23 protein-coding genes are annotated in these 25,013 nt (G+C 36.3%); 9 read left to right on the plus strand and 14 right to left on the minus strand.

The genetic code is table 11. The features are described 5' to 3' along the window. Positions 1-21 precede the first annotated feature (21 nt). Both GNP81_RS07325 and GNP81_RS07330 read right to left on the minus strand, forming a co-directional pair. Positions 22-489, minus strand: coding sequence for a methyltransferase family protein (locus GNP81_RS07325; RefSeq protein ID WP_063645609.1), 468 nt, complete (start codon positions 487-489; stop codon positions 22-24). Between the two features lie 111 nt (positions 490-600). Then, positions 601-960 carry a hypothetical protein gene (locus GNP81_RS07330; RefSeq protein ID WP_047863449.1) on the minus strand — a complete coding sequence of 120 codons (360 nt, stop codon included), beginning with the start codon at positions 958-960 and terminating at the stop codon, positions 601-603. A gap of 237 nt (positions 961-1,197) precedes the next feature. On the opposite strand from GNP81_RS07330, the gene GNP81_RS07335 reads away from it, so the two are divergent. The 5 genes from GNP81_RS07335 (at position 1,198) to GNP81_RS07355 (ending at position 4,984) form a co-directional block, all read left to right on the plus strand. Continuing rightward, positions 1,198-1,542 (plus strand): HNH nuclease YajD, encoded by a 345-nt coding sequence (locus tag GNP81_RS07335; RefSeq protein ID WP_005418869.1) that lies wholly within the window; start codon positions 1,198-1,200, stop codon positions 1,540-1,542. 60 nt (positions 1,543-1,602) lie between these two features. Further along, positions 1,603-2,520, plus strand: coding sequence for a 1-aminocyclopropane-1-carboxylate deaminase/D-cysteine desulfhydrase (locus GNP81_RS07340; RefSeq protein WP_155673510.1), 918 nt, complete (start codon positions 1,603-1,605; stop codon positions 2,518-2,520). Positions 2,521-2,570: 50 nt separating this feature from the next. After that, positions 2,571-3,422, plus strand: a complete 852-nt coding sequence (bla, locus tag GNP81_RS07345; protein WP_155673509.1) for a class A beta-lactamase — start codon at positions 2,571-2,573, stop codon at positions 3,420-3,422. A 10-nt stretch (positions 3,423-3,432) separates the two neighbouring features. Further along, positions 3,433-3,930 (plus strand): peptidylprolyl isomerase, encoded by a 498-nt coding sequence (locus tag GNP81_RS07350; RefSeq protein WP_005418862.1) that lies wholly within the window; start codon positions 3,433-3,435, stop codon positions 3,928-3,930. A 145-nt stretch (positions 3,931-4,075) separates the two neighbouring features. Beyond that, a complete protein-coding gene (locus GNP81_RS07355; RefSeq protein WP_155673508.1) occupies positions 4,076-4,984 on the plus strand; it encodes a glucosaminidase domain-containing protein in 909 nt (302 codons plus the stop codon). 77 nt (positions 4,985-5,061) lie between these two features. Here GNP81_RS07355 and GNP81_RS07360 read toward each other — a convergent pair whose 3' ends face one another. The 4 genes from GNP81_RS07360 to GNP81_RS07375 all read right to left on the minus strand — a co-directional run bounded on the left by GNP81_RS07360 (position 5,062) and on the right by GNP81_RS07375 (position 9,426). After that, positions 5,062-6,267 carry a NupC/NupG family nucleoside CNT transporter gene (locus GNP81_RS07360; RefSeq protein WP_011261727.1) on the minus strand — a complete coding sequence of 402 codons (1,206 nt, stop codon included), beginning with the start codon at positions 6,265-6,267 and terminating at the stop codon, positions 5,062-5,064. 270 nt (positions 6,268-6,537) lie between these two features. Beyond that, entirely contained in the window at positions 6,538-7,473 is a 936-nt protein-coding gene (locus GNP81_RS07365) for a LysR family transcriptional regulator (protein ID WP_063647373.1), read from the minus strand. A gap of 61 nt (positions 7,474-7,534) precedes the next feature. Next, positions 7,535-8,236: a class I SAM-dependent DNA methyltransferase gene (locus GNP81_RS07370; protein WP_063658576.1), complete on the minus strand. Its 702-nt coding sequence runs from the start codon at positions 8,234-8,236 to the stop codon at positions 7,535-7,537. 89 nt (positions 8,237-8,325) lie between these two features. After that, entirely contained in the window at positions 8,326-9,426 is a 1,101-nt protein-coding gene (locus GNP81_RS07375; RefSeq protein ID WP_155673507.1) for a transporter substrate-binding domain-containing protein, read from the minus strand. Positions 9,427-9,815: 389 nt separating this feature from the next. On the opposite strand from GNP81_RS07375, the gene GNP81_RS07380 reads away from it, so the two are divergent. Together GNP81_RS07380 and GNP81_RS07385 are read left to right on the plus strand one after the other, a co-directional pair. Beyond that, positions 9,816-11,822, plus strand: a complete 2,007-nt coding sequence (locus GNP81_RS07380) for a methyl-accepting chemotaxis protein (RefSeq protein WP_155673506.1) — start codon at positions 9,816-9,818, stop codon at positions 11,820-11,822. A 253-nt stretch (positions 11,823-12,075) separates the two neighbouring features. After that, on the plus strand, positions 12,076-13,722 hold the full coding sequence (locus GNP81_RS07385) for a methyl-accepting chemotaxis protein (protein ID WP_081327722.1): 1,647 nt from the start codon (positions 12,076-12,078) through the stop codon (positions 13,720-13,722). A gap of 73 nt (positions 13,723-13,795) precedes the next feature. Here GNP81_RS07385 and GNP81_RS07390 read toward each other — a convergent pair whose 3' ends face one another. The 5 genes from GNP81_RS07390 to GNP81_RS07410 all read right to left on the minus strand — a co-directional run bounded on the left by GNP81_RS07390 (position 13,796) and on the right by GNP81_RS07410 (position 19,881). Further along, entirely contained in the window at positions 13,796-15,706 is a 1,911-nt protein-coding gene (locus tag GNP81_RS07390; protein WP_011261721.1) for a TRAP transporter permease, read from the minus strand. An 86-nt stretch (positions 15,707-15,792) separates the two neighbouring features. Next, the gene (locus tag GNP81_RS07395) at positions 15,793-16,725 is read right to left on the minus strand and encodes a TAXI family TRAP transporter solute-binding subunit (protein ID WP_011261720.1); all 933 of its coding nucleotides are present in this window, start codon (positions 16,723-16,725) and stop codon (positions 15,793-15,795) included. A gap of 242 nt (positions 16,726-16,967) precedes the next feature. Then, on the minus strand, positions 16,968-18,281 hold the full coding sequence (locus GNP81_RS07400; RefSeq protein ID WP_011261719.1) for an anaerobic C4-dicarboxylate transporter family protein: 1,314 nt from the start codon (positions 18,279-18,281) through the stop codon (positions 16,968-16,970). A gap of 272 nt (positions 18,282-18,553) precedes the next feature. After that, on the minus strand, positions 18,554-19,033 hold the full coding sequence (locus GNP81_RS07405) for a hypothetical protein (RefSeq protein ID WP_005418845.1): 480 nt from the start codon (positions 19,031-19,033) through the stop codon (positions 18,554-18,556). Then, entirely contained in the window at positions 19,024-19,881 is an 858-nt protein-coding gene (locus GNP81_RS07410; RefSeq protein WP_063662386.1) for a winged helix-turn-helix domain-containing protein, read from the minus strand. The genes GNP81_RS07405 and GNP81_RS07410 overlap by 10 nt, the downstream gene beginning before the upstream one ends. A gap of 336 nt (positions 19,882-20,217) precedes the next feature. Here GNP81_RS07410 and GNP81_RS07420 point away from each other — a divergent pair, with 336 nt between their 5' ends. After that, positions 20,218-20,832 (plus strand): porin family protein, encoded by a 615-nt coding sequence (locus tag GNP81_RS07420; protein WP_155657128.1) that lies wholly within the window; start codon positions 20,218-20,220, stop codon positions 20,830-20,832. Positions 20,833-20,910: 78 nt separating this feature from the next. On the opposite strand, the gene brnQ is transcribed toward GNP81_RS07420, so the two are convergent. From brnQ to GNP81_RS07435, 3 genes are all read right to left on the minus strand, one after another. Then, the gene (gene brnQ, locus GNP81_RS07425; RefSeq protein ID WP_155673504.1) at positions 20,911-22,236 is read right to left on the minus strand and encodes a branched-chain amino acid transport system II carrier protein; all 1,326 of its coding nucleotides are present in this window, start codon (positions 22,234-22,236) and stop codon (positions 20,911-20,913) included. A 433-nt stretch (positions 22,237-22,669) separates the two neighbouring features. Continuing rightward, positions 22,670-23,530: a glutathione-dependent disulfide-bond oxidoreductase gene (gene yghU, locus GNP81_RS07430; RefSeq protein ID WP_155658774.1), complete on the minus strand. Its 861-nt coding sequence runs from the start codon at positions 23,528-23,530 to the stop codon at positions 22,670-22,672. A gap of 44 nt (positions 23,531-23,574) precedes the next feature. Next, the gene (locus GNP81_RS07435) at positions 23,575-24,267 is read right to left on the minus strand and encodes a glutathione S-transferase family protein (protein ID WP_005418838.1); all 693 of its coding nucleotides are present in this window, start codon (positions 24,265-24,267) and stop codon (positions 23,575-23,577) included. 144 nt (positions 24,268-24,411) lie between these two features. Between GNP81_RS07435 and GNP81_RS07440 the strand changes: the two genes are divergently transcribed. Then, positions 24,412-24,996, plus strand: a complete 585-nt coding sequence (locus GNP81_RS07440) for a TetR/AcrR family transcriptional regulator (protein WP_155657125.1) — start codon at positions 24,412-24,414, stop codon at positions 24,994-24,996. Positions 24,997-25,013 lie beyond the last annotated feature (17 nt).

Genomic DNA, 25,013 nt, shown 5'->3' on the forward strand with positions numbered 1-25,013 from the left:
TAATGTCAGAGTAATGTAAATTCAAAACCAACGGTTAACTTGCTCTGCATACAATTTGAATTCATCACCAAATATTTTTACCAACGCTCTTTCTTCTGGCTCAATTTGATAACGATTCATATAGGTAACAAACAAAAGAGCACTGACCAAACCTAGCGGATTTTGAGTGTAAATAACTGAACTTATTAATATTAATAAAAAGCCAAGGTACATAGGGTTACGTGTGTATTGATAGATACCTGAATCGACAAGAGATGAGCTGTTTTCTGGCTTTAAAGGGTTAACGGTTGTTTGAGCACGTTTAAATTCTCGAACACCTGATAATGAAATCACAGCACCAAGAACGACAAACATAATGCTCAATGTTACCGTCAGTGTTGGTATATAAAAAATTTGGAAAGGAAGTAACCTATCAAAGAGAAAAACGGTTCCCATTAATAGCAACATAACAAGAGGTGGCGGTACTTTTAACTCAAGCTTGGAACACATTATTTATCCTTAAATATAACCGATTAAATCCGTATAACCGTTTATTATTACTTTTTATCAATGCTTTCTAACATAAGAATAGCACTTCTCATCACTTTCAGGATAAAACCATCATTCTTTTTTGTCCGTTAGTTGAGAAGGCCATGAGTAATGATTAATATCATTCACTAAATTTTGCCATAATAAAGTGCGCTGTAATGGGTTATTTGGTAATGCTGGCACGTTTGATGCCCCACCCGACCAAAACGACAACTTTGGCTCATTCGTTCCTAACGATACCACTAAAGCACTTAGTGGCGGTGCTCCATTTTGAGACAAAATTACATTTAACTCATTTAAAACCTTTTCCCAAGAGTGTGGAGAATACCATTCATTTGTGTGCTGTTTATAGTCACTTGATAAGTCGGCATAAGTCTTCGGCTTACCCCATAGACACAATATTTTATAGATGATGTTTACATCTGCGCTCATGCTTCTTTCCATCTCAAAAATGATAACTCAATGAAGTTAACCTGTACGAGTTCAAATGCAATAGCATTGCTCTATTTCTTCGGCGCTAGATCGCAACAAATGTGATCTGAAATCTTTGATTTATTCAAAATTAATACCTTTATTGACCATTCTATGTTTAGATGTGTATAGGTTATACATTTAGTTATTTTTTAAGTACAACGTTCAAAATTGAATGGTTAAAAGGATACAAGAATCATGTCATCTGATTTTTATGGCACTAGTGCCGCTTACGCTCGCCAAGAAAGTGGTTATCGTGAAAAAGCACTAAAATTATACCCTTGGGTTTGTGGCAATTGTGCTCGTGAATTTGTTTATTCAAATCTTCGTGAATTAACGGTTCACCATAAAGATCACGATCATACTAATAACCCAAGTGACGGCAGCAACTGGGAATTACTGTGTCTTTTCTGCCATGATCATGAACACTCTAAATACACTGAACATGATCAATACGGCACTGAAATTAGAGCTGGTGAAGATGACCATAAAGCAGCAACACACAATCCATTTGCTGATCTAAAAGCAATGATGAAAAAATAATAATTAAAAATAATGGCCTTTAACTAATAAAGGCCATATTAAATTTGGCTAGTTGTAAGAATGAAGATCGAAAACAGTCCTGTAACACAGCATGACTTTAATGGTACGCGCTTTTATCTAAAACGTGATGACCTACTCCACCCTCAGTTCTCGGGTAACAAAGCTCGAAAATTCATGGGGCTGCTAGAGAGTGAATTCCAAAACATAAAAACCATCATTGGCTATGGTTCTCCGCAAGCGAACTCCTTATATTCGATGGCCGCTCTGGCTAAATTGAAACAGTGGCATCTTCATTTTTATGTGGATCATATCCCGTCCTATTTAAAAGAAAATCCAATTGGTAATTATCGAGCGGCTTTAGAATTAGGCGCTAAGATCATTCCTCTAAATAAGTTAGAACACGCCAAAGACGACGATGGTTCTACTACTTCATCTGCTGAATACATTTGTAAGATACGACAACCAAAAGAAGATGAAATTTATATTCCTGAAGGTGGTCGTTGTCGTTTAGCTGAAAGTGGTGTCCAGAAGCTAGCAGAAGAAGTATTAGCTTGGAAAAAAGAAGCAAATATAGAGCACCTAACTGTCGCATTACCATCAGGAACAGGAACCACCGCACTATTTTTACATAAACACTTAAAACCTCACGACGTTAAGGTTATTACGTGTTCTTGTGTTGGTGGCGATGAGTATCTTGAAAAACAATTTTATCAATTAGGTGAAACCGATTTCCCTAAAGTTCTGACCCCAGAGAAAAAACACCATTTTGGTAAACTATATCGAGAAAACTACGAGATCTGGAAAGAGCTATACCAACAAACTCAAGTTGAATTCGAGCTATTGTATGACCCTCTCATGTGGCGCTGTTTAACTGACTGGCTACCTAAAAATACTGACCAGACCTTAATGTATATTCACCAAGGTGGATTACTTGGGAATGAAAGTATGCTTCCAAGATACAAACGAAAGTTTGACTAATTTTAATATTAATATATATAGCTGTATAAAAATTATCTTTAGGACTTCTGATGAAAATCAAACCATTTCTATTTGGCCTTATTGTTTTAGCAAACAATGCAATTGCGGGCTCTCTTACTCAAAATATTGAAGCTATCGAACTATCAAGCGGAGGTTACATTGGTGTTTCAGTACTGAATACAGAAACAAACAAGACATGGGCATATAAAGGCGACCAACGCTTTCCTATGATGAGTACATTTAAAACCCTTGCCTGTGCAAAAATGCTTTACGATTCAAGTGTCGGTGGCATTGATAAATACAAAACCACCTCTATAACTAAAGAACAAATCATACCTTGGTCACCCATTACAGAACCTTTAATCGGCAATATGATTACGACTCAAAAAGCGTGTGAAGCAACCATGCTAATGAGTGATAATACTGCTGCGAATATTGTTCTAAATGAAATTGGTGGGCCAAGTTCTTTAACGCAATTCTTGCGTGCTATGGGTGATACAAAAACTCGCCTTGATCGCATTGAACCAGAATTAAATGAATCTAAAAATGGCGATAAACGAGATACAACAACACCCGTTGCTATGTCGCAAACACTCAACGCTTTGTTATTTGGAAACACTTTAAACTCACAGGATGAACAAACATTAAAATCTTGGATGATGAACAACAAAGTGTCTGATCCACTACTGCGCTCTATTTTACCTAATGACTGGTCTATTGCTGATCGCTCAGGTGCTGGTGGTTTTGGTTCTCGTGGTATCACTGCCGCTATCTGGAACGACAAACACCAACCTATAATCATTAGTATTTACTTAACTCAAACAAAGCTTGATATGGCTGAACGTAATCAAGTTATTGTTGAAGTTGGTAATGCTATTTTCAAAGAATTTAAAATTAATTAAGAACAAAATTATGATCATTTTTACTACCAACTTTGGTGATATTCACATTGAGCTAAACAAAGAAAAAGCCCCTGTTAGCTCAAAGAACTTTTTAAAATATTGCCAAGATGGTTTCTACGAAGGCACCATTTTTCACCGTGTTATCAAAGGTTTTATGATTCAAGGCGGTGGTTTTACTGCTGATATGCAAGAAAAAGAAATGCGTGCACCTATCGTTAATGAAGCGAATCGTGGTTTAAAAAACTTAAACGGTACTATAGCAATGGCACGTACCGATGCCCCTCATTCTGCAACAAGCGAGTTTTTTATTAATATTGCTAATAATACGTTCCTTGACCATACGGCAACTACCAATGCAGGTTGGGGTTATGCTGTATTTGGCGAAGTGACAATGGGCATGGATGTGGTTAAGAAAATAGCCAAAATTAAAACTAAATCCATCGGTGAGTTTGACGATGTTCCAAAAGAGAGTATTGTTATCGAGAAAGTGACTATCGTAGGCGAATAACCCCCGAAATCACCCGATAAAACCCAAAACGGTGCTAATTACAGCACCGTTTTCGATCGCCCCTCTAATTGATTTTTCTGGGACAATACAAATAACCTAAAGATAATCCCATGTTATTATCTATTTGAAATATGGAACTTCATTTATGTCTTTATCTAAAACGTTAAAACATATTTTTGCTTCTCTGCTTTTTTTCATCTCTTCAATTTGCTTAGCCGATACAACACTTCCGTTATCGCCAGAAAAGATAAGCTCACCCTACCCTAATGTAAAAGTGACTTCTCTTGATTCTGCACAATCTCTTATTAAGGAATTTACGACTCATCAATATTCATTAGATCGTGTTATCAAAGAACACTCTATGCCGACTTTTTTTGTAGAGAATCTACCGCATGATTTAAACGCGCTTCCTGTTCAAGAAAAGATTTCAGGATTTATTCGTTTATTGTTACCAACAATTATTGAAGTAAATGAACACATTAGTGCTGTTAGAGAGGAAGTGATTACCCTTTCTAAACGTCCAACGAGCGAATGGACAAAAGAAGAAACATTATGGATGCATAACCTAATGGATTCTTATTTCGTAAAAACCCAAAATATTGATGATCTACTCTTACGTCTAAATGTAATTCCAGTAGGAATGGTATTAGCACAAGGTATCGATGAGAGTGGTTGGGGAACCAGTTATTTTGCAATTAATGGCAATAGCTTATATGGCGAACATCTATCGTCTAAAGGTGGTAAATATTTAAGTACTCCTGGTGGCCACGTAAAAGTAGCAGCATTCGACAATTTATTCGCAGGTACTGCACGCTACATGTATAACTTAAACACTACGTCAGCTTATAAAGACCTTTGGAAACTACGCCAACAACTAAGCGCAGAAGGAAAATTATCAGGTTATGAGCTAGTCGAGTCTTTATCTCACTACTCTACCCGTGGTGAAGCTTATGTTGAGAATCTGCAAGCATTAATTAAGCATCATAAATTAGATAGTTTTGATCAGGTTACATTTGATAGCTCAACGCCGATTCGAGTGAGATTTGAGAATTAGGGACTAGGGACTAGAAAAAATAAAGGTTGCGACTTTTTAAGCGCAACCTTTTCTTTATTTGAAATTAAGCAATTAACTTAAAGTGACAAAATCACACCAGCAATCGCCGCACTCATTAAGTTAGCTAGTACACCTGCGGTAATCGCTCTGAAACCCATTCTCGCAATAAATGGACGGCGTTCAGGAACAAGACTACCTAAACCACCAATCAAAATTGCCATGGTTGAAATATTTGCAAAGCCGCACAGTGCGAATGTAACTATCGCAACAGAATGTGGACTTAGTTGATCTTTCACTTCCATTAATTGAATAAAGGCAACAAATTCATTTACCACGATCTTATTACCGATTAATGAACCAGCAAGAATCGCTTCATTCCATGGCACACCTAAGATGAAAGCTACAGGAGCAAACAAGTAACCAAGAATTAATTCAAAACTTAGCTTGATACCAAAGATATCACCAACGTGCCCTAGTAAGCCGTTAAGTAAAGCAATCACACTGACAAACGCTAATAACGTCGTACCTACCGCAACAGCGATACGCAAGCCAGACATAGCACCATCAGCTAATGCTTCAAATACATTAGTTGCATGATCAATCTCAACAGAGGTGATTTCATCATCATTATTTGCTTCATCACCCGGTGGAACCATCATCTTAGCCATTAATAATCCTGCTGGTGCAGACATGAATGCAGCAGAGATAAGGAAGTTTAGATCCACACCTAATGATGCATAACCAACCATGGTTCCGCCAGCTACAGAAGCTAGGCCACATGTCATCACAGCAAAGAACTGAGAATCACTCATGTGCTTTAAGTAAGGTCGAACAACTAATGGAGCTTCTACCATACTAACAAAGATATTAGCCGTTGCAGCAAGGGATTCTGCACGCCCTGTACCAAGTAGACGTTGTAATCCACCACCAATGAAATTAATCACTTTAGGCATCACACCAATGTGGTAAAGCGCAGAAATGAGTGCCGAGAAGAAAATGATAATACCAAGCACGTTAATGGCAAATACAAAGCCAACTTTGCCAGTAGCTAAACCGCCGAATAAAAAGGCAATACCTTGTTGACCATAATCAATCACGCCTGATACGCCTGCTGTAACAGAGTTTAAAACCTCTTTACCAGCAGGAACATATAGAACCAGTAAGGCAAAAATAATTTGTAGTCCAAACGCCAAAGAGACAGTTCTAAGAGGGATGTTACGGCGGTCAGTCGAACACAAATAAGCAAACAGTAAAATGGCAAAAATACCAAGTAAAGATGTCATGATAGAAACCTATGCTATCGAAAATGAGTTCGCATTCTAATCCGCAAAGGTTTGCGTGCAAGTCGACTTTGCTACCACTCTGTTAATGAGACATAGGTCACATTATGTGCAGCAATTAACTGATTGATTTCTTGTAATAAAAACAATCAGAAATAAGATTGTTTCCATATGGAAAAGATATTTATTTCACGGCACATAATCGATATAACTCATTGATTAAAAAGGCAACAATTTAAAGTATGAAATTCAATCAATGAGGAATAGCAAACGTTACAACTTCACTCGCTTCATGAGTGCTTTATCCCAATATGGCGGTTGGCCTATATGTTCACGAAGAAAATCGATGACAGCGCTTATCTTTCTTGGAAGGTGTTTTCGACTTGGGTATACCGCATAAATCGGCATTTTCTGACTTGCTTTCCAATCCGGTAATAATTGAATGAGTTTGCCATCATTAAACTCATTAGTTAGCAAATAACTGGCTAAATAAGCAATGCCCCACCCTGATATGGTTGCATCTCTAACAGCCTCAGCTAAATCAACTCGATAATTACCAGATACCTTTACGCATAGAGATTCATCACCCTTACTAAAATCCCAATGACTGTAATCACGATAGCGACTCTGGTAAGTAAGACAATTATGCTCAACAAGATCCAAAGGATGATGCGGAACTTTTTTATCAATAAGGTAATCAGGAGATGCCGCTAAAACAAAATTGGAATCGGCTAAACGCTGTGCAACATAACCTTCAGGCAAGTCTTCAAAATTAGTTACCCATAAATCTAAGCCATCTTTTAGCATGTCAGCTTGATGATCGAATAAGCGAACTTCAACTTGCAAATCAGGGTATTGATTTCGCAGCTTATCAATAGCCGGAATGATATGCATAGTGCCAAAAGATTGGGATAAACCTAAACGTAGAATACCTGCGACTTCATCTCGTTCATCATCCATAATGGCACTTGCTTCTGTCATTGCATTATAAATGGTCTCGCAATACAGAAAAAACTGTTGTCCCGCATCCGTTAAAATAAGAGATCGTGTTGTTCTATGCACCAATTTTAGATTAAGCGTTTCTTCTAAAGCACCAAGCTGCTTACTGACATGTGAGGTTGATACACCCATTTGCTTTGCTGCAGCAGTAAAACTCCCAGCTTTCGCTAAGGCGTAAAATATCACCATTTGACTCGCTCGGTCATGCATCTATCTGCTCCTCAAACTCAAAGGAAAATTGGGGCGCAGATAGTAACACTAGATGGTAAGACTAAACTAGCTTTTGGCATTTTATAAAAATGAAATTAGGGTTTTTAGATAAATACTCATATTTTTCTAGAGATATCTGTTTTACTTCTTCAGCCACTTTACCTTCGGATAACTGCGTTACAACTAAACCACTGTCTGTAATCGCATTCATTATTTCCGTTAATGAACGACGATAGAATGTCACTTCAACTGGCTCACCAACGGTATTCCACATTTCAGTAATGAATTCTCTTTCAAAATAGTTTCCTGATAATGTGCACTCAAAGTCAGCAAACGGATGATGAGTAGAAAAAGCAAAGCTTCCACCATTTTTTAAAACACGAGCAACATCATTAAAAAGTACCGAGAGATCTTCTAAATAATGAATCATCAATGGCGAAATAATCAAATCAGCGCTTTCACTTGCTTCTTTTATTAACCCAATAGACGCATCTTGTGCATAAGCGGTAACTCGATCACCAAATTTTCGCTTAACAATTTCAATCATATTGGGTGAGTAATCGATACAAGTTAGCTTTGCTACCCCACGATGAATAAAATAATCAGCATAAACACCAGAACCACAGCCAAGATCAATCACATCACAACCGTTCACATCACCTAACATAGCCTGTAGTGACGGTCTTTCTAGGTATGCATTATAAATATTATCCTGAACCACATTGTCATATTGCTCTGCGAATGTTGTGTACATACTCGACATCAATTACTCCTAAATTCACTCTATATTGTCGCAATTTCAATAATACGTGACACAACCTAAACCTGATACTTTTTACTCACCAAATTCTGTTATTTTTCAGCAAAATACTCTAATAGTATTTGATGCCATTCGTTAGTTTCACGAACTTGTAATAGTGCTCGATTAATTTTCTCTTCATAAGGACTATTTTCAATTAACACTAAACCGTAATTTTGCTTCTCTAACTGATATGGTAATACCGTTAAATCTAAAAATAAGTCTTTTCCCTTTCCTTTCTTAATCATATATCGCAATACAGCATCATCAGCGACAACAGCATCTAACTTCCCTTCTTCTAGTGCTAACAATAAACTATCCATGTCTTTATACGTATCATGAGCAATGCTGTGGTTACTCAACAATAACGATGCGGTTGTTCCTTGTTTTGCCCCCGTTTTTACTTTTGATAAATCATTAATGCCTTTTACATCAAACCTTAACTGCTCTAATGTGAGTGAACTTGCTAGTACTGCCGTGATACTGGCAATAAATACGGTAGAAAACATAGCAATTAATACCGTAACCACTCTTGCCGATAATGTTTTAAATTCAAAATAATTAAATGGTCCTTTAGTAATAAACAAAACACCCAGAATAAACGCTTCAGCTATACGTCCTCGTTTTGTAGGCATTGAATACAATTTATCGTTATTTTTACGCTCTAAGAAGTAATAAAATGCCCCTACTGAGATTGCAACAAATAAGAAAATACCAATAGCCTTCCATAAGGTTTTATTAGTAATAATGCTAATAAATGAATCAAGATAACTTCGATTTTTAACCGCTATAGCAAGATGAGTTTCATAAAAGGAATGGGAAAAATCGACATGCTCTTCACGATCTGGGGTTATTGATATGCATGAAACACCTACGTCTATTTCACCCACTTCAGCCGCACTGAGTAACTCTTGAAGCCCATAATGACTTACCTTGTATTCAACTTGCATGATTTCAGCAATACGTTGCCAAAGAATCATACTCAAACCGTCATACTGCTCTTCGCTAGATTCAAAAATAAATGGAGGACAATGATAAGCCCCCACCTTTAATTGCGGCTGTGCTTGTACAAAAAAAGAACTAAAAATCAATAGAATTGAGAATAAACGTATCACTCCTTTACACCACAAGCGCTTTACCCTATCTCCCTGCATAATATGAACTCCTTAAAATATAGAGCTTACTTTTTTTATTTATATCTATATTAAAAGGTAGCAGTGGTTATAAATAATCTCGAATATTTGTTATTGATTTTACAGCGATTCACCTAGTCCATATTAAGAATAAAATTGAAATTTTCCCCATCTTAAGCCATCTAAAATAAAAACTAACACCTTCATAAAATCTATTATTAACAATGATTTCAGTTGATTTTAGTATAAATAATCACCCCAAAGTGGTAGATAAGATTAAATGCTAATCATATAAAATATTCTTGCTTTTGAGAAAGCAAAACGAAATATGAAAAAAACACGTAAAGCTAACACAATGCAATTGACAAATACTAATAACCAAAAAATATTATTTACGAAGATTAAGCATCATGAATTTCATAAAAAAACTCTCGTTTAAGCAAAAAATCCTTTTAATCATTACCCTTCCGATTATTGGGATGCTCTTCTTTTCACTTGATACCCTATACAAAACCGTTTCACTACGTTCTGAACTGCAAGACATTACTTCAATGACCGATATTTCAATTGAAGGCAGTTTAATTGTTCACGAACTTCAAAAAGAACGTGGCTCTACTGCAGGGTTTGTTAGTTCAAAAGGGGTAAACTTTAAAAGTGAAATGCTTGAGCAACGAAAAGAAACCGATTCTGTACTAAATACGTATCTACAATCATTAAAAGAAAAAGCACAATCGATACAAAAAACAAATATTGCCGTGTATAACGATATGCAGACAATATTTACGCAATTAAATCAATTAGACACTATTCGTAATAATGTTGATAATTTGACAATATCAGCATCAAATGCAGCAAAATATTATACGGATATTAACCGACTATTCTTATCTTTAAGTAATATGATTGTTAAAACATCAACTGAGCGAACACTAACACCTCACTTGAGAAACTATTCATTATTTTTAGAGATCAAAGAATCAGCAGGAAAAGAACGCGCCAGCTTAAATAACATTTTATCAAGTTCTGGTCCTGTCCCTTTAACCTTATACAAAACATTTGTAGCACTTGATTCAACTCAAAATGCCTACCTTGCTACATTCGTCGAATACGCAACCTCTGAGCAAGTTGATGCTTTAAATAAAATACTCTCTGATTCCATTTCACAAAAAGTATCGAACATCCGTGACATGGTAAATGCGCAATATGTTTCTGGTAAATTTACTGTATCAGGCAGCGAATGGTATCAAGCCTCTACGAATCGAATTAATGAATTTAAACAATACGAAGATTTACTGGTTGATGATATTGAAAAAGTAATTTCACGTCTAAATAGTGAAGTTAATACGGCTATTTATTCAAGCCTATTCATTATCTTGCTTATTTTATCTATTACTATCGTTTCATCAGTCATTATATCTAAACTATTAATTGGCCAAGCTGTACAACTATCACAAGTAATTGAAACGGTATCTAAAGATAAAGATTTAACCATAAGGGCTAAAGTATTATCTGAAGATGAATTAGGTGTGAGTACTAAATATTTAAATGAAATGCTCGCTGAGTTTCATTCGGTTTTACAAAAAATGGATATTGGTAGCACCCAACTGGCGACCAGTGCAGAAGAATCCAATGTAGTAATGGAAGTAACCGCAAATAACTCTCAACATGAGTTGGCGCAAGTAGAAGAAATTTCAACGGCAATCAGTGAGCTATCGAGTACATCTAAAGAAGTAACGACCAATGCGACCCATGCTGAAGAAGAAGCTCAATCAGCTATTAATAATGTCGATATTGGTAAACAGCATTTAGAAAATTCGATGTCTTTAACTCGTAGTATTAATGATTCTGTTCAACAAACAGCATCAATGATTGAAGAATTAAGAGCAAATACAGTTAACATTGGTGAAGTGACTAATGTGATCAGCTCTATTTCAGATCAAACTAATCTTCTTGCCCTAAATGCTGCCATTGAAGCAGCAAGAGCCGGCGAACAAGGTCGAGGCTTTGCCGTCGTTGCTGATGAGGTACGTAACCTAGCAGCTAAAACACAACAATCTACACAACATATTCAAGAAATTATTTCAAAGCTTCAATCTCAATCAGAAAAAGCAAATAATAATATGATTGAAAATGTTACGTTAATTCAACAATCAGTTGTATTAGCTGAAGATGTGAAACTGTCTTTCAATGATATAGAAAACTCAGTTCAAGCCATCTCAGATATCAATACATTAGTAGCCACGGCTTCTCAAGAACAATATTCTGTTACTGAAGATATCGCTAAAAATACAACTCGTACATTTGATTTAGTCAATGAAAATGTATCATCAATTCATCAAACACAACTAGTAAGCCAAGAGTTGGCAAAACTCGCTGAACAGCAGAAATCTGAAATCGCTTTATTTAAATTAAGTTAACCTATCATGCCCACTTGTTAACTCAAGTGGGCTATTCAGTTATTACCTTCCATTATAAGTTATGAAAATAATAACGTAACTTAACATCATCATTTCATTAAAAAAATATACCAAAAAATACGCTTATTAAGCCTTTAAATTAGGCATATAAAATTAGATACTAGATTTAAGGGTCGCTCAACACTATTTTTCGATATTACACTTACAAACGAAAAATATACCCCCACAATTTAAACAATAAATAAGAGTATATATTTTGGACAAATTTTCAAAGCTAACTATTCGCGCTCGCTTAATAATAGGATTTGGTATTACTTTATTCCTAATGCTTCTACTTACCATTTTAGGAATACAAAAAGTAAATATTATTGATCATACTTTAACTGAAATGACTGACATTAATTCAGTTAAACAACGCTATGCAATCAATTACCGTGGCAGTGTACATGACCGTGCAATTGCTATTAGAGATATTGCTATCGCAAGAACCCCACAAGAAATATCACATTTAGAAAAAGAGATTAACCGATTACAAACCTTCTATCGTGATTCAGAAGCACAAATGAAAAAAATGCGCCAAGATGGTATCGCATTTACCAGTGAAGAACTCAGCATTTTAGCTAATATCGAAAAAATTCAGAAAACGACATTACCATTAATCGACCAAGTTATTCGTGATAAAAAGTCAGGTAAACTCACTACCGATGTTGTTTTAGACTCGATTAGACCTGCGTTTATTCAATGGCTAGATGACATTAACCAGTTTATTGATTATCAAGAAACCCGAAACCAAATCCTTACACCTGAAGCAAGAAATGTTGCTGGTGGCTTCCAACAATTAATGCTAATTCTTAGCATGTTTGCTTTAGCTACCTCTTTATTTATTGGTTTGATTATTGAGCGTAGTTTTAGAGTTTCTTTAGGTGGTGAACCTTGGGAGCTATCTGAGATGATTAAGAAGATCTCTGAAGGTAATCTATCCCAACGTTTTAATAACGCTTCAAGTGCGGTTGGCATCTACAATTCATTAATTATTCTTAATGAAAAAGTCGGCGCTGCAATCAGAAATAGCAGTGATATTTCAACTCACGTTGCAACATCATCAGAGCAGCTAACTGAGGTGATGCAAAACACAGCAAATAATGCTCAACATGAATTAGCCCAAGTTGAAGAGATTTCACACGCAATCAGTGAGTTATCGACAACGTCAAAAGAAGTAACATCTAATGCAGTTCACGCTGAAGAAGAAGTGAGTAAAGCGATAGACAGTGTTTCTCAAGGTAACCAAACCTTAGATGAGTCGATTCATTTGACTCAAAAAATCAATGAATCGGTACAACTAACCGCAAGTATGATTGCTGAACTAAAAACCAATGCAATGGACATTGGGGAAGTAACTGCAGTTATCAGTACCATTTCAGACCAAACAAATTTATTAGCACTTAATGCTGCAATTGAGGCGGCTCGTGCTGGTGAATATGGTCGAGGCTTTGCCGTGGTTGCTGATGAGGTTCGTAATCTTGCATCAAAAACTCAAGAATCAACACAAAGTATTCAAGAAATTATCGCTCAACTGCAAGCTCAATCTGAAAAAGCAAACGACAACATGATAAGTAACGTGGAGCTTATTCAAGAGTCTGTGGCTTTATCAGAGAATGTAAAATCCTCTTTCAGCTACATTGAAAATTCGGTTCAATCTATATCGAAGATGAACACCTTAGTGGCATGCACCTCTCAAGAGCAGTTCACACTCACAGAACGAATCGCATTAAATACAACCAACACCTTTGATCTTGTTAATCAAAATGTAGCTGCGATTAATCAAACTCAACAAGCTGCAAAAGAACTATCACAACTGGCTGTTTCACAAAAAGAAGAGCTGGCATTCTTTAAAATTTAAAAAATTGCACTTAAATAAAAAGCCCTTAGGATCTTATCTCTAAGGGCTTTAATATCTGAAACTAAATTCTGTTTTATGTTACTTGAGGTTTTCCTCGCCATTGAGTCAATATCAATCCCGCAATAATGATAATTCCAACGAAACCGGCACCGAATGGATTTAACAAAATTAAAGGAATAGTAGAGAAAGCCAATAACCTTTCAGCTGTTGTTAGTACACGTAATAAATACCCTTCAATTGATACAGCAATCGCTATAATAATCGTCAATGTTTGCACAATCGATAAAGTTAGACTCCAAGCTCCTGCACTAGAATCGACCAGATTTGTATATGCCATCATTATTGGAATAATGAACAAACCACCAGCCAATTTAAATGCTTCTACTGATGACTTCATTGGATTAGCATTAGCAACTCCTGCTCCAGCAAATGCAGCTAGCGCGATTGGTGGCGTTACATTTGATGTCTGCGATAACCAAAAAACAATAAGATGTGCTGTTAATAGTGATAAACCAAAGTCACTTAACATCGGAACCGCCATTACGGCTAATACAATATAAGCGGCTGTTACAGGTAACCCCATTCCGAGTACTAACGCTACAATACTTATTAACCCAAGAGCTATGAGTAAGTAACCTCCCGAAAAATCCATAACAAATTGAGTAAACTGTAATCCAATTCCGGTTTGTCCAACCACACCAACAATTATCCCAGCAGCACCACATGCAGCCGAAATAGGTAATGCCATTAAAGCTCCATTTTTCATGCCTTCAATGAATTTTTGTAATCCTATTCGGCTGTGCTTTCTTAAAGCTGCGGTCACTAAAATTGCAGCACAACCAGCGACGCCAACTAATAATGGAGAATACGCCATCATCAATAATGTTGTGATTAATGCTAATGGAATTAAATGATGAGCTCCCTCTTTCATAACACTCATTACAGCTTCAGTTCGATTTGCTGCTTTAAGATTCAGCTTACATGCCATTAAATGCACATAGAGCAAGGTACAAAAGAAATACAAAATTGCAGGAGCAATAGATGCAAGCATGATCTCACTATAAGGAACACCGGTAAATTGTGCCATTACAAATGCCCCAGCCCCCATAATTGGCGGCATTATTTGCCCACCAGTTGATGCTGCGGCTTCTATTCCTGCAGCCTGTTCTGGCTTATAACCGAGTTTCTTCATCATTGGAATGGTGATCGAACCGGTTGTTACCGTGTTCGCTATTGCAGAACCAGAAATAGAACCTAATCCGGCCGACGCTAATACCGCCGCTTTTGCCGGACCACCTCGATATTTACCGGCAATAGAAAAAGCTAAATCAATAAAGAATTTCCCGGCCCCTGTTACCTCAAGAAAAGCACCGAATAAAACAAAAACAAAAACGGTGGTTGCAGCAATCCCTAATGCAGAACCAAATATGCCGTTAGCAGAAAAAATTTGAAACTGAATAAGCTCTTGTAAGGTATATGATTTAATTGCGAAACCTGCAGGTAACATATCTCCAAATGCGCTATAAGATAAAAATAACACAGCAATAAGTACCATTACCCATCCAACAGTACGACGGCAGCCTTCCATTAATAAAATAATCAATGAACAACCCGCAACCATATCGGGCAATTGCAACCCATAAAAGAGATGGTTGATATCGTTATAATCAAATATCGTCATTCGATAAGCAGCAAAAACAATCAAACCACACAAAATAAGATCGATAACTCTCCCAGCTAAATACAAAGAACTCTTTCGATTATTAATTAACGGGTAATGCAAAAAGATGAGAATGAGAACCCAACATAAGTGGATAGGCCTAAAATAAGTAGCAGAGATTGTCGAGCTTATTCCCTGCCATATTTGAAAAGCGGATAATGCAACAGCAATGCTTAAAATTAAGAATCCAAATACGGTGACCGTTCTTTCATGAGGTAAATACTCATCGACATCGCTTTGGTTTTTATCAGTTATAATGTCCATATTAATGCCTGTAGGATAAAGTCAGAAAAGAAGAAAGGTAAGCAGAACTCTTACCCTTCCATTTAATATTGAGTAAAACAGTTTAATTACTTCAAGATTGAATCCAGATATTTTTGAGCTCCCGCATGAAGAGGTACACCCTGTAAACTGTTTGCATTTTCTGGTGTTGTCATTTCAGCCATTTTTACAACTTTACGAACGTCACCTATATTTTCATATGCTGCTTTTGTCAGGTTATATGCCATGTCATCACTCATTTTTGCATTCACCACTAATACATTCCAAACGCTTAATGTCGACACTTCATCAACGTTGTTATATACGCCTCCAGGAATATTGTATGTACTGTAGGCTGGGTACTTTTTCATAAACAGTGCACTTTCTTCAGGTGTAATTGAAAGCACTTTTATTTTATGTGTTAATGCAATTTGTGTTACAGCACCAACCCCTTGTCCACCGACAATAAAACCAGCATCAATTTGTCCGTTTGCTAATGCATTCGTAGTTTCAGAGTAGTTTAAATACACCGCTTTAATGTCTTTTTTCACATCAATACCTAAAGACTCAAGTAGAGCAGCTGAAGTTACAGCAGTACCACTTGCAGGAGCGCCTAAAGACACTCGTTTACCCTTTAATTGCGATAATGATGTAATACCAGATTTTTCAAGAGTTATGGTATGAACTAAATTTGGGTATAGTGCAAAAAGCGTTTTAACTGGCATTTTTTGTGGAAATTTCCCCTCACCATTATAGGCATCAAGTACCACATTCCCCATTGCAATACCTGCTATCATATCGCCACGCACAACCTTAATGGTATTTTCAACTGACGCAGCAGTCACCTCTGCTTTGGCTGTTACATCTGGAACATGTTCAGTCCAAACCTTCGCTAATGCACCTCCAAATGGATAATAAATACCACTTTGACCACCGGTGCCAATAGTATAATTTTCAGCATTAACAACTGATGGAATGATAAAGAGTAGAGCAAGTATAAAATTACGTTTAAACACAATCATCTCCTTGATTATTAAACTTTATTTAGATATATACCTAACTATCGTTTTTATAATAGATTCATTTATTAGCAAGTTCACATTACTCATGGTTAAATTAAAGTCCAACAAATAACGCCGCAAATGTGGAGTCAATGTAATCTTAATGTTAATCTTTTCACATTTGAGAAATCAAACAAAAAAAGGCGAGCCATTAAGGCTCGCCTTTGTTCTAATTAAAGTGTATTTATATTTTTGATTGAGCGTTATAAAACCATGCTTGCAAAAATAAATCCGAACACGATACTGAAGATCATACTTAATAGACCAGGAAGCATAAAGCTGTGATTAAAAATGTATTTACCGATCTTAGTTGTGCCTGTACGGTCAAAATCGATAGATGCGATAATCGGACCATAGTTAGGAATAAAGAAGTAACCATTTACAGCAACAAATGTTGCGATAATCACTTCTGGCGGTAAGCCTAATGCAATACCTACAGGTACTAATACTGCCGTTGTTGCGCCTTGACTGTTTACCATTACAGATAAACCAAACAATGCAAAAGCAAATGTCCATGGAGCAACTTCAACCAAGCCAGATACCGCTTCTTTTACCATGATGTCATGGCCTGCGATAAACGTATCACCTAACCATGCAATACCAAATATAGCTACGATAGCACGCATACCTGCATGGAAAACTGAACCTTGTGTTATTTCATTTCCATCAGGCTTACATAGTAAAATAATTAAAGCTGCCATTGCTAACATTACGATTTCAATAGTATGAGCCATGCCCATTGGAGATCCATTGAAGTTAGGACGTAATGCAGGGAATGCACCCATAATAACCACGGCGAATGCACCAAATAGGAATAGTCCTACCGCTTTTTTCGCTTCTGGTTTAATTTCAATTTCTTCTACTTGTACTTCTTGTTCCATTTCCTTACGGAACGTTGGATCTTGCATACGACGTTGATATTCAGGATCGTCTTTTAGCTCTTTACCAATCTTGTTAACAATAACGCAAGCTAGTGCTAAACCACAGAATGTGCCCGGAATCGTTACCATTAATACATCAGCTAAAGTAATTCCTTGTGGCTCTAAAAAGGCAACAACAGCGACAACCGCAGCAGCAATTGGACTCGCTACAATTGCAAATTGAGAAGCAATTACTGCCATTCCAAGTGGACGTTCTGGGCGAATACCACTACGACGGCTTACTTCTGCAATAACAGGTAAAACTGAATAAGCTACGTGTCCAGTACCTGCTAAGAAAGTAAACATGTACGTCACTAAAGGGGCAATAAAAGTAATATGACGAGGATTTTTACGAAGAATATTTGAAGCAATTTTGATTAAATATTCAAGACCACCAGCTGCTTGCATTGCAGCAGCAGCAGCTACTACTGCCATGATCATCAACATTACATCAATAGGCGGACTTGTCGGTTGTAAACCAAAAACAAAACTTAGTATGGCTAAACCAATACCGCCCATAACACCTAAACCGATACCACCAATTCGAGCACCGATTAAAATACATACTAGTACGATTAAAAACTCAATTAAAAACATATCAATCTCCCTGATGATAGCTTTTATATAATAAATTTTTAAATTGCTACGTTATTCGTCTGCAATTTAAACTCCAAAATCGAGCGAATAATAATCGGGTTATTGATTTGATAAATAGTGTTAGATCACACATCACTCAAATTAATTCAAGTTAATACAAAAACAGATAAACCACTGTAATTAAAGCAGTTTTATTTCACATAGAGAATACAAATCAAACACTAATTTGGTTATTTTATTTAACAAATAACCAAATTTAGTGAATTGTTACTTTATAAAGAGAAACAAAGATAGTTTGTATTTTCATGTTTTTTTCGATTATAAAAATACAATTGTTCGTCATTAATAATATAGTTAAGATCTGTTTCAAAACCTTTTAATGAGTCCAAATCTTGAACAAAAACTGGAGATTTAGCGGGTTTATAATGCCAGTCTATATTTGTATACTTTAGTGATATTTTATTCTTTTTAACCTTATAGCTCGCATCAATAATAACTTCATACTTATGACGCTCTCCATTTTTGAAAACTAACTCACCAGTTTGAAAAATAGTTAAATTAGATGATGAAGCAAAATAGAGTACATCTTTCTCTGTTATTTCTTGGTATTTTTTATACGGTTCTGAAATGAAATTTTTAGATAATTCATTACATGCCCAACGAGAACCAGCGAGCTCAGTATCATTAAAGCTAAATTTATAAAATGCCAATCCCACTAGTATAAACAGTAAAACCAAATTAACTAATCGCATACTAGTTTCGCCCTTTTTAATGCTTCACCAATGATGTTTGGCAAATTATCATATGAAAATTGACTTAACGAATAGTTTCCATTTCTATTATTATTTTTTGCTTCTATGTATCCTTTTAAGGAGTACGTATCATCCTCATATACTGAGTCATACATCCTAATGTAAACATTTGCATTACATTCAGCCAAATTCAAAGATTCAATACCAGATTTGATCTTCTCTATATCTGTTTTTTCTTTTGTCTTATTTAGCAAATAAAAATCCGTGTTATTGACACTAAAGTGCTCATAATTATTGCTCACTAAAAAGTGCGGTATTGATATGTACCTTTGGTACACGACACCAACAATAATCATCGCAACTAGGAAAAAACAACAACTTACTGATTTAACAGAAGGTTTGGTCAATAATTGTTTAAGTATTGCATCAGCTGTTTTTCTATTAAACGCTTCTTTTTTATTTATCTTATTGGCAACAGATGATGGTTCTGATTGTTTTTTTAAAGGTGCAATTTCATTCGTATTTTCAACGATTGTGATTGGCTGCTCTATAGCAAGTAAGTAACCGATTTTACTTACTGTTTTAATCGTTACGTTCTCTGCTTTTAATTGCACTAAATTACGTCTTAAATTCGAAATAACATTCGTTAATGCCTGATCGGTAACAACCATACCTTCCCAGCAAACATTAAATAGTTGATCACGAGATACACTTTTTCCTTGCTGATCAAGCAATAATCTAAACACTTCATAAGGTAATGGTCTTAACATTACTTTGTGACCAAACTGGTTTGTTAACGTTCTGCTTTCAGGTTCTAACACTAAATTAGCAATAATTATTTTATGCATTTAAGCCTTATAGTGAAAAATATAAGTAGAAGAAAATTGATTCATATAAATGACACAAAAAATACATCTTCAAATAAGAGGCATTGGTTTCATTTATAAAACTCTGGAGTCTACCTAAAAAAACTGACAAATCAATAATTCTTAGAGCCATATCACTATTTAGTAAAATAAATGCTTATTAAACATCAAGTTGAGACAAAAAAACCTTCAACAACTTTAGTTAAAACAAATAAAAAAACAAACAAAAAACAAATGTGAGTTTTCCATTTAGACTCTATAAGCAGCTTTCTTATAATGCCCCCTACTTTTCCTTCCCAATTTATAAATGAGAACCCCATGAAAAAAATTGCACTTTTATTGGTATTATTTTCAGCATTTTCTAATGCTAACGATAACATTTCAGGCTTTTACTTAGGTGCTGGCTTGGGTGCAACCACTTTTGATGATGGTGGCGCATTTGATTACACAGGCGCTTCTATCAATGCTGATGATTCAACCCTTAAATTCATGGGTGGCTACCAATTCAATCGTATTGTTGCTGTTGAACTTCAATACACAAAATATGGTGACATCAATGTAAACCATCCTACTGCTAAAGCGGTTGGTTTTAAGGGTATTGATATTGAATCAACGTCTATCTCACTAGCTGCAAACCTAGGTTATACATTTGATAGCGGCTGGCGCCCATTTGGTATCGTTGGTTTAGGTTCATTAGAATCATCAACGAATGTACTAGGTCACTCTCTAAGTGAAAATAATACGTCTTTCCATTACGGTGTAGGTGTGGAATATGCACCAAAAGCACTAAGTGGATTGGCTTTCCGTGTAGCTTATGAAGGTGATATGTTTATTGAAGAGAACGTATATCAAGATTACGGTTACTACAGCTACTCTGATGACTACGCAATGAATATTGGTACTTTTTACGCAGGTGCAACTTACAAGTTCTAAGTTAAGGCTTATTACGAATACAAATCAAAACGGGTAGCCAAAAGCTACCCGTTTTTTATTAAATAAAAAGATTGTTGTTTATTTTAGATTTACCGCTTTTTCTGATAATTCTACCGCATCACCGTTCATCACTTTCTTCGTTAATAACTTACTAATAGCAATAGCTGCGAATACAGGTAAGAACCAACTTGCGTGCGCTTCAAACAACGGTACATACTCATTTAACAATGTTGCCAATGATTCTGGTAATAAACTAAGAATATGTAACGCATCTAAACTACCAAATACAAGCGTTATACATACAATTGCTACATAAGCCGCTAAATTTTGTTTCGTTGTCGGCACAAACAATGCGGTTAAAACAAGTGCAATGGCTATCGGACAAAGGATCAGAATGGCTGGTAAACTGATCGCTAAAATTTGCTCTAAACCAAAGTTAGCAATAACGCCAGTAAGTACCGTTACGATGATCGCAGTAACGGCAAATGGTGAACGAAATGTTTGTTGATAATATTCAGCACATGCATTGGTTAAACCGACAGTAGTAGTTAAACAAGCCATAATAATAATGCCAGCCAATAAATACTGACCTAATGGGCCAAAGATCTCTGCAACATAACGAGTTAGTAGCTCACCACCATTCGTTGCTCCTTCTGAAATAGAAGCAGAAGTAGCGCCAACGTATGCCATAGCTAAATAGCATGCAGACATCAAAAGAGCGTAAACAAACGTTACTTTAAGCGTTGCATGGAAAATCTCTTTTGGTGACTCACAACCTTTATCTTGAATTGCTTTGATAATGATCCAACCAAAACCAACTGCTGCAATGGCATCCATTGTCATGTAGCCTTGAATTAAACCACTCGTCACGGCTTTATATTGATAATCAGCACTCGGTGTATTGAAGGTGCCTAAAGGCGTGACGATAGCTGCAACAGCTAAAGCGGCCAGCATTAGTACAAGTAAAGGTGTCATCACCTTACCAATATAATCGACTAACTTTCCACGTTGAAATGCAAGTAATAGTGTTACACCAACAAATAATACCGAGAAAATGAGTAAGTGATCGCCTTCAACAAATGGCTTAATTCCCATTTCGTAAGCAACCGTTACTGCTCTTGGCATACCAAATGCGGGACCAATAGCGGTAAACAAAAGAACCCAAAAGGCAATGGAAAGTGGCTTTGGTAATGCCTGTGTTAGCTGAGCACTACTACTTAATCGACCTAATACAATTAATGTCAAAGATGGTAAACCAACAGCAGTAAGCAAAAAGCCTAACATTGCTGGTAAGTATTGTGTTCCTGCCTCTAAACCAAGAAAAGGAGGAAAGATGATATTCCCTGCGCCAAGAAACATGGCAAAAGTCATTAGACCAATCGCAAGCAAGTTGTGTTTTTTCAATGTACAAGTCCTCTTTTGCTATTGGGCTATACCCTAGTAGCTTTTATTATGGACCGTCAGATTGGCTGGGAAAATATAAGAAGGAGTTTGACTATTCTCCGTCAGCCCGGCTGACGGAAGTGCCGCCAGCCTAGTTAATAATCACTAGAATGACTGCAATAATTGTTGATGTTACACGCGATACAGATCCGAGCATCATTTTGCACAAAGCAGCAGATTGTTGGACTGTTAGAGAAAGCATGGAAAATTTCCTAGTTATTTATCGTGGTAACCAAATCAATATATAAGTAATAACTCTCATTGTAAACACTGTTATAGTTAAAAATATTATTATCTCAACAATGATTAGTTGTCTTATCTATATATTAAATCTAAAAAGCCAAGGATTTAATGCCTCACATCAAATCCTTGGCTTAACTATAGTAACCATAAGTTACTCAGGTTTAAGCACTAAAACTTCGGTAATGTCTTTATCACTATGACGCTCTGGAACTTGCTCCCATGGTTCTCCCCATGTTCTATTCACAACACGTCCACGCTGGACAGCAGTTCTCGCTAATATCATTTTCGCCCAACGTCTCACATGAACATAACTACCTACATCCAAAAACGTTTCAGCATTATATAAATAACCAAGAATCAAATTGCCATACCACGGCCAGATAGCCATATCTGCAATAGTATATTCATCTCCCGCAATATATTGATTCTTAGCTAACTGCTTATCTAATACATCTAGCTGACGTTTTACTTCCATCGTAAAACGGTTAATTGGGTATTCAAATTTCTCTGGTGCATAAGCATAAAAATGCCCAAAACCACCACCAAGATATGGTGCAGAACCATGTAACCAAAATAACCAGTTCATCACTTTTACGCGCTTTTCAGGTGCTTCTGGTATAAACGCATTAAATTTTTCTGCTAAATATAACAAGATAGAGCCAGATTCAAAGACCTCTATTGGCACTTCTCCAGAAGAATCAACAAGAGCTGGAATTTTAGAGTTAGGGTTTACATTAACAAAACCAGATGAGAATTGATCGCCTTCACTAATTTTAATTAAATGCGCATCATATTCCGCTTTCTTTATTCCTAGCTCTAGCAACTCTTCAAGCATGATTGTCACTTTTTGTCCGTTTGGTGTCCCCATCGAATAAAGTTGTAAATCATGTTTGCCGACTGGTAGCTGCTTTTTATGTGTAGCACCTGAAACCGGACGATTAATTTTCGCCCATTCACCACCGCTTTCACTATCAAAGGACCACACTTTAGGTGGGATATATTGTTGTTCCATACTGACTCCTAAAAAACGATATAACTATTTTTATAAAAATAATATTAGTGTTTAGCACTTCCGCTTTTGGCAAAATTTTGCGGATAAAGAGAACGATTAGCCTCTTCATCAAACTCTGATTTAAACTCAACGTTGTTTGCTATATTCCGTGCTTTTTCAACAGCAGGACGACTATTGATACCATCAAACCAACGTTGAATATTTGGGTAAGGAGCTAATCCCTCTTCACCTAAAACAACTGTCGCTTTATCAATCCAACCCCATGCCGAAATATCCGCAATACTAAACTCATCACCGACAATATATTCACGACCTTCAAGGTGTTTATCCAAAACGTCATAGTGACGCTGTGCTTCAGATAAATAGCGGTTGATTGCATAAGGTAATTTTTCAGGTGCAAAATGACGGAAATGTACCGACTGACCGGAAAATGGACCTAGACCCGAAGCGATAAATAATAGCCATGAAAGCATCTCGGCGCGGTCTTCTGCTTTGCCACCAAGCTTTCCTCTCGTTTCTGATAAATAAAGTAAAATCGCACTTGAATCAAAAACACGAACTCCATCATCTACGATTGCAGGTGCTTTCCCATTTGGATTAATCGCTCGGTATTCCTTTGTATGCTGCTCACCTTTTAATGTATCTACGGGCATTAACTCAAACGGCAATTCAGTTTCAGCTAAATATAATGCAATTTTCATTGGGTTAGGTGTTTGATGAAAATAAAACTTAAGCATATTGATATCCTTCTAATGACAAAATAAACCAGCATTACAACCGACTGGTATTCGTTGGGCTAAAAACAATATAACTAGACTTGAACGATCGTTCAAGATAATATTTGAACAAATGTTCAAGAAAGTTATTAAAGGCATATTCTTATGGCTAAAAATTCGAAGTTTGATCGCGTACAAGTTGTTGATAAAGCAGTTGATCTTTATTGGGAGAAAGGATTCCATGGGACATCAATGCGTAATCTTCAAGAAGTGATAGATATGCGTCCAGGAAGTATTTATGCCACCTTTGGCAGCAAAGAAGGATTATTTAAAGAATCGTTACAGCGTTACACTCAATCTGGTATTTTGCATTTAGAACAATGCTGTCATGAACAAAAATCTCCTTTACTGGGGCTTAAGTCATTTATTCATAACATTGTTGTCGAGAAACGCTCTAGTGCGCCAAGTGGCATGTGCATGTTAGTAAAAACGGTCACTGAATTAACGAATGAAAATGAAGAATTATTAACTGAAGCAAAACGCTCTTTGAAGATAATGGAATCTGAGTTTGAAAAGGTATTAAAACAAGCGCAAGAAATTGGAGAAATAGAGAAAGAGAAAGATACAAAACAGCTTGCTCAATTTGTTCAGGTCCAAATAGCAGGATTAAGAACGTATGCACGCACTGTAGATAGCGATCTTCCATTACAGAACATGCTGGATAATATGTTTAGTCACTACCCATTCTAAATATCATTTACTTGTGT

The sequence above is a fragment of the Aliivibrio fischeri genome (assembly GCF_009727955.1).
GTDB classification, from domain to species: Bacteria; Pseudomonadota; Gammaproteobacteria; order Enterobacterales; family Vibrionaceae; genus Aliivibrio; species Aliivibrio fischeri_A.